Annotated in this window: 10 protein-coding genes; 8 read left to right on the top strand and 2 right to left on the bottom strand. The window is 65.5% G+C overall.

Annotated features, from left to right (window positions below):
- Positions 1-751: 751 nt before the first annotated feature.
- Together VIR09_RS15295 and VIR09_RS15290 are read left to right on the top strand one after the other, a co-directional pair.
- Positions 752-2,443, top strand: coding sequence for a sodium:solute symporter family protein (locus VIR09_RS15295; protein WP_332013637.1), 1,692 nt, complete (start codon positions 752-754; stop codon positions 2,441-2,443).
- Between the two features lie 28 nt (positions 2,444-2,471).
- Positions 2,472-2,594 carry a putative transporter small subunit gene (locus VIR09_RS15290; RefSeq protein ID WP_332013636.1) on the top strand — a complete coding sequence of 41 codons (123 nt, stop codon included), beginning with the start codon at positions 2,472-2,474 and terminating at the stop codon, positions 2,592-2,594.
- Between the two features lie 27 nt (positions 2,595-2,621).
- Here the strand turns inward: VIR09_RS15290 and VIR09_RS15285 are convergent, their stop codons facing one another.
- Positions 2,622-3,764, bottom strand: a complete 1,143-nt coding sequence (locus VIR09_RS15285) for a glycosyltransferase (protein ID WP_332013635.1) — start codon at positions 3,762-3,764, stop codon at positions 2,622-2,624.
- Positions 3,765-3,778: 14 nt separating this feature from the next.
- Entirely contained in the window at positions 3,779-3,925 is a 147-nt protein-coding gene (locus VIR09_RS15280) for a hypothetical protein (protein ID WP_332013634.1), read from the bottom strand.
- 125 nt (positions 3,926-4,050) lie between these two features.
- Between VIR09_RS15280 and VIR09_RS15275 the strand changes: the two genes are divergently transcribed.
- From VIR09_RS15275 to VIR09_RS15250, 6 genes are all read left to right on the top strand, one after another.
- Entirely contained in the window at positions 4,051-4,725 is a 675-nt protein-coding gene (locus tag VIR09_RS15275) for a heavy metal response regulator transcription factor (RefSeq protein ID WP_332013633.1), read from the top strand.
- Positions 4,722-6,104, top strand: coding sequence for a heavy metal sensor histidine kinase (locus VIR09_RS15270; RefSeq protein ID WP_332013632.1), 1,383 nt, complete (start codon positions 4,722-4,724; stop codon positions 6,102-6,104). The genes VIR09_RS15275 and VIR09_RS15270 overlap by 4 nt, the downstream gene beginning before the upstream one ends.
- 77 nt (positions 6,105-6,181) lie before the next feature.
- Positions 6,182-6,673: a cupredoxin domain-containing protein gene (locus tag VIR09_RS15265; RefSeq protein WP_013396341.1), complete on the top strand. Its 492-nt coding sequence runs from the start codon at positions 6,182-6,184 to the stop codon at positions 6,671-6,673.
- A 42-nt stretch (positions 6,674-6,715) separates the two neighbouring features.
- Complete coding sequence (locus VIR09_RS15260; RefSeq protein ID WP_332013631.1) at positions 6,716-8,590, top strand: copper resistance system multicopper oxidase; 1,875 nt, start codon at positions 6,716-6,718, stop codon at positions 8,588-8,590.
- Positions 8,591-8,784: 194 nt separating this feature from the next.
- Positions 8,785-9,666, top strand: coding sequence for a copper resistance protein B (locus VIR09_RS15255; protein ID WP_414639427.1), 882 nt, complete (start codon positions 8,785-8,787; stop codon positions 9,664-9,666).
- 189 nt (positions 9,667-9,855) lie between these two features.
- A partial coding sequence (locus tag VIR09_RS15250; RefSeq protein ID WP_332013630.1) for an ATP-binding cassette domain-containing protein occupies positions 9,856-10,182 on the top strand: 327 nt, incomplete at its 3' end.

Genomic DNA, 10,182 nt, shown 5'->3' with positions numbered 1-10,182 from the left:
CGGCGGCGGCAGGCGGCTCGGCGCCCAGCGTCAAGATGCGGCCATCCCGCACGTGCATGAATAAGGGATTGCCGTCTGCTCCGACGGCATTGATGTATACGCGGTCTGTCATGTTTCGCCTTGGTGTTGCGCGCAGCCATGCCGCCGGCACGGCCGCTTGTGTGAACCCTCCCACCTTATCGAAGCGCGCCCGCCACGGCCAATTAAGTGTTGCGATGCCCGCCAATGCGAATCGCGATAGCGCGGCCCGATGACTCGCGCCGCGCGTACGCCTGATGAACGTATGCTGGACTAGAGCGGGGTATGTCCCTATACTTGGCCGCTGTTGTAGTTCATTACGCATGCAGCCAGACGATGCACGTCGCCTGGAAGCATCCATCACAAGGCCGCGCACAGCGGCCCGGCGTGCAACGCCGAAACACCCAAACCCAGCTGTAAAGGCTGCGGAACAATTTTTCCTGCTTACCAGGCAGGACCATCGCTCGCCGCATCGGGCAACGTCTAAAGCAACCAGCGTTCTGCGCAATGCGGCAGCAAGACACCTATACGGTGTGCCTTTTTGCTGTCCGTCCGGGGGCTGCGCTTGCCGCGCCTTCGCCGGGCAGGCATGCGATCGCGCCTACTGGCCGTTCGTCTGGTGTTTCGGCTACGTCATCGGGGTTTGCCGCCCTGCGCATTCCGCGAAAAACGGCCTTCATGCAGCCATGACTGTCCGTCATGAACACGCTGTCAAGGAGAAAGGACGAAGACGATGCAAGAGACAGAATTCTTTCAGCTATCCGGCACCACCGCCATCCTACTGCTGGTGGGCTTCTACGGCGCCACGTTCCTCATGTCGCTGCTGATCAGCCAGAAGAACGAAAACGTGGACGGCTACATGGTGTCGAACAACGCGGTCGGTTTTGGCCTGTCTACCGCCAGCATGATCGCCACCTGGATCTGGGCCGCCTCGTTCTACGCCAGCGCCACCTCGGGCTACAAGTACGGCCTGTCGGGCCCGCTGCATTACGGCTTCTGGGGCGCGCTGATGATTCTCTTCATCTATCCCTTCGGCAAGCGTTTCCGCAAACTGGCGCCCAAGGCCCACACGCTGGCCGAGGTCATACATGCGCGGCACGGCACATCCAGCCAGATGATCATGGCGGTGTCCAACATCGTGGGCAGCTGCATCAGCCTGATGGTTAACTTCACCGCGGCAGGCGCGCTGGTGTCCATCCTGAGCCCGCTGACCTTCATCCAGGGCGTGCTCATCGCTGGGCTGGGCGTGCTGTCCTATACGCTGTGGTCGGGTTTCCGCACCTCGGTGATGACGGACTTCGCGCAGCTGGCCGCCATGATCATCGCGGCGGTCATCATCATTCCGCTCATCTTCTTCAACGCGGGCGGCCCCGATCTGCTGTCGGAAAACATGTGGCGCCTGAGTCCCGACCAGGCGGACTTCTATTCCACCCGCGCCATCCTGGAGCAGGGCGCGCCCTACTTCGTGGCCGTGCTGGCCTACGCCATCGGCAACCAGACCATCGCCCAGCGCCTGTTCGCGGTGCGGGAAGACCTGATCAAGCCTACCTTCCTGACGGCCACGGCCGGATACGGCGCCGTCGTGATCGGACTGGGCATGCTGGGACTGTTGGCGCTCTTCGTCGGCCTGGAACCCGCCAACGGCGACATGAACAACATCATCCCGCAGATGGCGTCCACCTATCTGCCGCCCTTCGGCATCGCGCTGTTCTTCCTGCTGGTGGTGGGCTCGCTTTCCTCGACCGCCGACTCCGACCTGGCCGCGCTGTCGGCCATCGTCATGACCGACGTGTACGCCAAGAACCTGGCCGGCGGCCGGCCGGATCCGCGCCGCATGCTGTGGTGGGGCCGCATCACCATGATCGTCGCGACGATGATAGGCGTCATCTTCGCCAGCCTGCGCCTGGACATCCTGGTCATGCTGGTGTTCGTCGGCGCGCTGTGGGGCGCCATCGTGTTTCCCGTCATCGCCAGCTTCTACTGGGACCGCGTCGACAACCGCGCCTTCGTCTGCGCGGTGCTCAGCGCAGTGGTCCTGTTCACCATCGTGCGTTTCGAACTGCTGCCCATCACCGGCGGCCTCGCCGTGTTCTTCGAGATCTGCTCGGCCATCGGCGGCGGCGTGGTGCTTGGTCTCATGACGTTCGGCTTCTTCGGCCGCACCGCAGCCCTCGTCGTGGGCGCGGCGGGCATGCTCATCATGCTGCCCGCTTTCGTGGGAACGCTGCGCGAGTACATCGTGCTGATGGGATCGCTGACCGCCTACGGCGTCAGCGCCACGGTCTGCGCCGGCCTGAGCCTGCTCAGCAAGCAGCGTTTCGATTTCAGCCTGCTTGCCGAGCGCGTGACTTCCTTCCAGGAAGCGCATGAAACCATGTCCACAGCGCCTGCCCAACGGCCCGAAGTCCAGCCGGCCCAAGGCTGAACACCCCCCAAGCAATAAGGAGACTGATATGTGGTTGACGTTCTACTTCCTGGTCTGGCCCGCCATTTCCGCCCTCATCCTGGCCCTGCTGTGCGTGACGCTGTGGCGGGACATCCGTGCGGCCAGGCACAGCGGCGAAGCGATGATCTGACGTTCCTCACCCGCATCCGTTGCCGGTTCAAGCCAGCCGCAACGGACGCTGGGCCTGCGCCAGCGCTTCCACGTAGACAGCGTGCGTGTCCGCCACGAAGCGCGACAAGGCGAAGTCCCGCAGGGCTTTTTCCCGGGCCGCACGGCCCATGGGACCCAGCAGATGCGGCTGCGCCAGGATTTCGCGCAGCACGCCGGCCACGGCCTGCGGCGCGCGCGCCGGCACCACCCAGCCGTCCAATCCCGCGTGCACATTCTCGGCCAGTCCGCCGGCATTGCTGACAATGACGGGCACGCCCATGGCCATCATCTCCCGGCAGGCGAACGAGATGGTCTCCATCTCCGAGGACAGCACAAAGCCCACGTCCAGCGCGGCCACGAAAGACCGGACGTCGTCCAGCAAGCCCGCGAAGATCACCTGGTCTTCCATGCCCAGTTCACGCACGCGCCGGCGCTGCAGTTCCCCAGGAAGTTCGCCGGCGATCATGACGACGATGCGCTCGCGCAATCCGGCTGGCAACAACGACACGGCCTCCACCATGTCCAGCCAGCGCTTGTAACCCGCGGTGCCGGCGTTGCTGCCGACCACCAGACGGCCGGCCTGCGCCTCGGTCAGCCAGCGGCGCCGGGCCGCGACCACGGCCTCCTCTGCCTGCGGCCTGAAGCGCTCCACATCCACGCCATTGCGCACGGTACGCAAACCGCAGCGCCCGAATGCGCTGCCCATCAGTTTGCGGCGCGTGTGCTCGGACACGCAGATGACGCGATCCGTCGCCATGCGGGCGCGCAGCATCGCGCCGAAGCTGTTGGCGGGCCGGTCATTATGCTGGGTGTACACCACCGCGGGGCTGTCCGCTCCCAGTCCCAGGCCTGCCAGCATGCACACGCGATGGTCGGCCGAACCGTTGACGTGCGCGACGTCGAAGCGCTCCTGCACCAGCAGCCGACGCAGCCGGCGCGCGTTGGGCAGCGCGGCCAGCATGCCTCCGCGGAAATCCAGCGCCTCGGCCCGCACGCCAGGCATCGCCGAGGCCGCCTTGAACAGGCGGCTTTCCGGCGGCGCGGCCACGACGATATCGTGCGCGTTGCGCAGCGCTCCGGCCAGCGACAGCACGTAAGTCGTATGCCCGCCGCCATCGCCGCGATGGAAATTGGTGTACAGGATTCTCATCGCGCAGCGCCGGTTCAGGCGTCGGACGGACCGACTGCACCGGCCGGCATCGGCCTGAACTGCTGCGCACATTTCGATGCGCAGGGTGCATAATGCGCCGCAACGGCAATTTCATCGTTGGCCGTTTCAAAGCTCTTCGAGATAGATTTTCGAGCATTCATGGATCGCTCCTTGTGTTTCAGCGCCGCCAAGCGGGAACTTGGCTGACACGCTGAACTCTACGCAGTCGGCAATTACAGAAGCCGGACCGACTCATTACATTTGTGCAAGGAAAGCGAGGCGCCCCATGCGTATCCTCTTGATCGAAGATGAAAGAAAGCTCGCGGACTACGTCCGCAAAGGATTGACCGAGCACAACTACGTGGTCGACATTGCCCGCGACGGCATAGACGGCCGGCATGCCGCCATCGAGGGCGACTACGACGTGGTGGTGCTGGACGTGATGCTGCCCGGCGTCGACGGCTTCGGCGTGCTGGCGGACCTGCGCAAGCACAAGCAAACGCCCGTCCTGATGCTGACCGCCCGCGACAAAGTGGAAGACCGGGTGCGCGGCCTGGAGGGCGGCGCGGACGACTATCTCGTCAAGCCCTTCGCCTTCTCCGAACTGCTGGCGCGGATCCAGGCCCTGCTGCGCCGCGGCCGCGGGCAGGAATCGACGCTGCTCAAACTCGCCGACCTGGAGATGGACCTTGCGCGGCGCAAGGCGCAACGAGGCGGCATGCGCCTGGACCTGACCGCCAAGGAGTTCACGCTGCTGACGCTGATGCTGCGGCGCCATGGCCAGGTGCTGTCCAGGACAGTGCTTGCCGAGCAGGTCTGGGACATGAACTTCGACAGCGACACCAACGTCATCGAGGTGGCCGTGCGGCGCCTGCGGGCGAAGATAGACGACCCGTTCGACATCAAGCTGCTGCATACGGTGCGCGGCATGGGCTATGTGCTGGAGCTGCGCGAAAAATGAAGCTGCCCCGCATCGCGTCCATGGAAATCCGGCTCACGCTGCTGCTTGGCGTCATCGCCCTGGTGGTGTCCAGCATTGCCGGATATACCTTGTTCTGGGCCTTGAAGCGCGAGGTGCAGCGCCAGGAGATCACCGAGGTGGCGGGCAAGCTGGAGCTCATCAACCATCTCATCGGCATGCAGGCCACGCTCGCGCAGATGCAGGACCTGCGCGGCGCCCTGGACAACATCATGGTCGGCCACGGCAATCTCAAGACCTGGATCACCCTCGTGGACGGCAGCGTGTTCTACGGCGACGCGCCGCCCGTGGATGTGCGGCCGCTCTCCGGGCGCGAGATCAGGCTGCATACGCAGGACGGCTGGAATATGCGCGGACTGCGCATGCCGCTGGAAGGCGCGCTGCTGCCCGGCGCCGAGCTCACCGTGGCCGTGAACCAGCGTCCCGGCACACAGTTCCTGTATACCTTCGCCACCGCGCTGGTCCTGATCTGCGTGGTCTGGGTCGGCGCCACCCTGGTGCTGTCCGCATGGGCCGTGCGACGCTCGCTGTCGCCCCTGCGCCGCCTGTCCCAGCAGGCCGCCCGCATCCAGCCGGACAACCTTGCGGTGCGCCTGCCGGAACAGGGCATCGACCGGGAACTGCGCGAATTCACCCACACCTTCAACGGCATGCTGGGCCGGGTGCAGACGGCCTACCAGCAGATGGAAGGCTTCAACGCCGACGTGGCCCATGAGCTGCGCACGCCGCTGGCCACGCTGATCAGCGGCGCCGAGGTCAGCCTGTCATCCCCGCGTTCCGAGCAGGAACTGCGCGAGGTGCTGGAATCCAACCTGGAAGAACTGGAAAGCCTGAAGGCACTGGTCAACGACATGCTGTTCCTGGCCCGGGCCGACGGCGGCGAACCGGCCGGAGACCTGCAGGAAGTGGACGTGCGCCGGGAAGTTGCCCGCGTGGCCGAATACTACGAGGCCGCGTTGGACGAAGCCGGCGTTTCCCTGGCGGCCCACGGCGGCGCGGTCCTGATGGCCAACCCGCGGCTGCTGCGCCGCGCCATCGCGAACCTGCTCAGCAATGCCATCCGGGCCACGCCCCGGGGACGCGGCATCGACCTCTACTGCATCGCCCGGCGGGACGAGATCGAAATCAGGGTGCGGAACCCCGGCGCGCCGATAGCGGCCCAGGCCTTGCCGCGCATCTTCGACCGCTTCTACCGCGGCGACGATGCGCGTAGCCGGCGTACCGATGGGCACGGCCTGGGACTGGCCATCGTCCGGGCCATTGCCCGCATGCACGGCGGCAACGCATTCGCCCGCTGCGGCGGACAGGGCACCGAAGTCGGCTTCACGCTTTCGCGGGCGCCGAACATTACAGGAAAGTAATCCTCCGGACAGGTTGCGGTGTGGAGCGCGTCACTAAAGTGGCGCCTCCACCCCCAATTCGAGTCTAGAGGATACGCATGAAAAAACTGGTGAAACTCGCGCAGGGCGCCGTCGCCGCGGGCGCCTTTTTGCTTTCCTTCGGCGCCATGGCCGCCCCCGGCCACGGCGCGGGCCACGGCGGCGGCCATGATGCCGTCGCCGCCATCGGCAAGCCCGGCAACCCCGCCAAGGTCTCGCGCACGGTCGCCGTCGACATGACGGACGCCATGCGCTTCACGCCAGACAAGATCGACGTCAAGGCCGGCGAAACCATCCGCTTCAAGGTCACCAACTCCGGCAAGATCCGCCACGAAATGGTGCTGGGAACCCCCGCGGACCTGGACGGCCACTACCAGATGATGCTCAAGGATCCGGGCATGCGCCACGAAGAGCCGAACTCCGTGTCCCTGGAAGCGGGCAAGGCCGGCGACATCGTCTGGACCTTCGACAAGGCGGGCAGCGTCGCCTTCGCCTGCCTCGAACCCGGACACTATCCCGCCGGCATGAAGGGTGCGGTTTCCGTCAAGTAATCCACTGCCGGGATGCCGGTCCGGCTACCGGGGAGATAGAGCATGAGTAGAGCAGTTTCGAATCCGCGCCGCCGGTTTGTGCAGGGCCTGGCCACGGGCGGCGCGCTGGCCGGCATGGGCCTGTGGAGTCCGTCGTCGTGGGCGCAGGCTGCCCCGGCGCGGCAGAGCGTGCTGTCGGGCACCGAGTTCGACCTTGAGATCGGCGAGAGCCCCGCCAACTTCACCGGCGCGCCCCGCATCGCAACCACGGTCAACGGCATGCTGCCCGCGCCCACGCTGCGCTGGCGCGAGGGCGACCGCGTCACCTTGCGTGTCACCAACCGCCTGCGCGAGGACACCTCGATCCACTGGCACGGCATCATCCTGCCCACCGGCATGGATGGCGTCCCCGGCCTGAGCTTTCCCGGCATCGCCCCCGGCGAGACCTTCACCTACCAGTTCGACGTGGGCCAAAGCGGCACCTACTGGTATCACAGCCATTCCGGCTTCCAGGAGCAGACGGGGCTGTACGGCGCCATCGTGATCGAGCCCAAGCGCCCGGACCCGGTGCGGGCCGACCGCGACTACGTCGTCTTGCTGTCGGACTGGACCGACGAGGATCCCATGAGCGTGTTCCGCAAGCTCAAGGTGATGCCCGACTACTACAACTACATCCAGCCCACCGTCGGCAGCCTGATGGACGACGCGGACAAGTCCGGCTGGAAAAATGCGCTGAACGAGCGCCTCATGTGGCAGAAGATGCGCATGAACCAGACCGACCTGGCCGACGTCTCGGGCGCCACCTACACCTTCCTTACCAACGGCAAATCCCCGGCCGGCAACTGGACCGGCCTGTTCCGTCCGGGCGAACGGATCCGCCTGCGCTTCATCAACGGGTCGGCCATGACCTACTTCGACGTGCGTATCCCCGGCCTGAAGATGACGGTGGTGGCCGCCGACGGCCTGGCCGTGCGGCCTGTGGAAGTGGAAGAATTCCGCATCGCCGTGGCCGAGACCTATGACGTCATCGTCGAACCGCAGGACGAGCGCGCCTATACGATTTTCTCGCAGGCCATGGATCGTTCCGGCTATGCCCGCGGCACGCTGGCCCCGCGCGAAGGCATGCAGGCCGAGATCCCGGCGCTGGACCCGGTGCAGGTGCTGACCATGATGGACATGGGCATGGCTCACGATATGCCCGGCATGGACATGGGCGGAGCGCAGGCGGGAGGCATGGACCACGGCGCACCAGGCGCGATGAGCCAGGGCGCGCAGGGCGGCATGAGTCAGGGCGCCATGGGCGGAATGAACCACGCCGGCATGGCTGGAATGGCAGGCATGGCGGGCATGAATCATGCCGGCATGAACCATGGCGCCATGTCCGGCAGCGCGGGCGCCAACGAAGGCGGCATGGTCGAGGTCAAGCACCCCTACCCCGCCGAGTACAGCCCTGCCAACTCCATGGTGCCCGACATAGTCTCGACCCGGCTGGATGATCCCGGCGTGGGCTTGCGCGACAACGGCCGCCGCGTGCTGACCTATGCCGACCTCCACTCGATGGTCGAACCCGCGGACAATCGGCCGCCGACCCGTGAGATCGAACTGCACCTGACCGGCAACATGGACCGCTACATGTGGTCGTTCAACGGGTTGAAGTTCACCGAGGCCAAGCCCATCGTGCTCAAGTACGGCGAGCGCGTGCGCTTCGTGCTGGTCAACGACACCATGATGACGCACCCCATCCACCTGCACGGCTTGTGGAGCGACCTCGAATCCGCCGACGGCAATTTCCAGGTGCGCAAGCACACGATCAGCCTGAACCCGGCGCAACGCCTGAGCTACCGAGTCAGCGCGGACGCGCGCGGCAACTGGGCCTATCACTGCCACTTGCTGTTCCACATGGAGGCCGGCATGTTCCGCGCGGTCGTCGTGGAATAGGGGGAATAATGAGAAAAAACACATTCAGAAAGCACTGGCCCGGGCTCGTCGCGGGCGCCGCCCTCCTTTCCGCCGCATCCGGACTGGCCCTGGCGCAAACGCCGGCCGGCACGATGAACGGCATGGACCATGGATCGATGCCAGGCATGGATCACGGTGCCATGCAGGGCTCAGCTCCAGCTTCGAAGAACAACATGGATCACAGCTCGATGCCGGGCATGGATCATGGCTCGACGCAGGGCAAGGCTCCGGCCTCGCAAAAGGGCATGGATCACAGCTCCATGCAGGGCATGGACCATAGCTCGATGCCTGGCATGGACCACAGTTCGATGCCTGGCATGGGCGAGGCCCCGCGCAATGGCCCGCCAGTGGGCTCCCTGCCCTCCAGCGACGGCAGCACGGAGCAACGCTACGCCGCCTACCGCATCCATCCCCACATGATGGACAACGTCGTCACCAGCCATCTGCTGTTCGACAAGCTCGGCGTCGCCTATGACCGCAACGAGCAGACCAGCCTGCAATGGGACGGCCAGTTCTGGATCGGCCGCGACCTGAACAAGCTGTGGATCAAGAGCGAGGGCGATCGGCTCAACGGCAACACGGACGCCAAGATCGAAGCCTTCTGGAGCCATACGATCTCGCCGTTCTGGGACCTGCAGCTGGGCGCGCGGCGCGATTTCGGCACCGGTCCCAAACGCAACTGGGCGGCGTTCGGCGTGCAAGGCGTCGCGCCCTATGGCATCGAGACCGAAATCACCGGCTATGTCGGCGGATCAGGCAGGACCGCGCTGGCGCTGAAGGCGGAATACGATCTGCTGCTCACGCAGCGCCTGATCCTCACGCCTGAAATCGAAGCCAGCCTGAACGGCAAGAATGACGAGGCCCGCGGCGTGGGCTCCGGCCTGTCGGACGCATCGTTCTCCTTGCGGCTGCGCTACGAAGTCACGCGCGAATTCGCGCCGTACGTCGGGGTGTCGTTCGGACGCAAGTTCGGCAAGACCGCAAGTTACGCCAGCGAAGCCGGAGAAAGCCGTTCCGAACGCGCCATCCTGGCCGGCGTGCGCATCTGGTTCTGAGCCTCACCGGCGCCGCAATTCGCGGCGCCGATCAGAACTTTTTCATCTGCTCTGCCCGCATTCTCGCGATCTGTGCTGATCCACGGTCGTTTCCGTCCGAACATTACAAGAATGTAAACCTCCAGCAATCTGGCGGTCAGACGCGCATACCTATAGTGGCCCCTTTATCCACACAGCGGCGGGGCGGCAATGCTTGAAGCGATGGATCTGGGTTGCATGCGCGCGGAGCGTCCGCTGTTCAAGGGGCTAACGTTGCATGTGGCGCCCGGCGAATGCCTGTTCATCCACGGCCGCAACGGCAGCGGCAAGACCAGCCTGCTGCGCATACTTGCGGGCCTGGCGCGGCCCGCCAGCGGCACGGTGCTGTGGCAGGGGCGCGGCATCGCGCAGCCTGGCAACGGGTATCGCGGCCAGTTCTTCTACCTGGGCCATGCCGAAGGCCTCAACGGCGAACTAAGCGCAGCCGAGAACCTGCGCGCACTGCGGGACGCTGGCGGCGCTACGGGACGCCCCGCC

The organism is Achromobacter sp. (assembly GCF_036567245.1).
Classification (GTDB): domain Bacteria; phylum Pseudomonadota; class Gammaproteobacteria; order Burkholderiales; family Burkholderiaceae_B; genus Achromobacter.
This window is presented reverse-complemented; position numbering and strand designations above follow the sequence as displayed.

Coding starts and splice junctions, on each gene's coding strand:
- VIR09_RS15295 (WP_332013637.1), top strand. CDS start 752: ATGCAAGAGACAGAATTCTTTCAGCTATCCGGCACCACCGCCATCCTA.
- VIR09_RS15290 (WP_332013636.1), top strand. CDS start 2,472: ATGTGGTTGACGTTCTACTTCCTGGTCTGGCCCGCCATTTCCGCCCTC.
- VIR09_RS15285 (WP_332013635.1), bottom strand. CDS start 3,764: ATGAGAATCCTGTACACCAATTTCCATCGCGGCGATGGCGGCGGGCAT.
- VIR09_RS15280 (WP_332013634.1), bottom strand. CDS start 3,925: ATGAATGCTCGAAAATCTATCTCGAAGAGCTTTGAAACGGCCAACGAT.
- VIR09_RS15275 (WP_332013633.1), top strand. CDS start 4,051: ATGCGTATCCTCTTGATCGAAGATGAAAGAAAGCTCGCGGACTACGTC.
- VIR09_RS15270 (WP_332013632.1), top strand. CDS start 4,722: ATGAAGCTGCCCCGCATCGCGTCCATGGAAATCCGGCTCACGCTGCTG.
- VIR09_RS15265 (WP_013396341.1), top strand. CDS start 6,182: ATGAAAAAACTGGTGAAACTCGCGCAGGGCGCCGTCGCCGCGGGCGCC.
- VIR09_RS15260 (WP_332013631.1), top strand. CDS start 6,716: ATGAGTAGAGCAGTTTCGAATCCGCGCCGCCGGTTTGTGCAGGGCCTG.
- VIR09_RS15255 (WP_414639427.1), top strand. CDS start 8,785: ATGGATCACAGCTCGATGCCGGGCATGGATCATGGCTCGACGCAGGGC.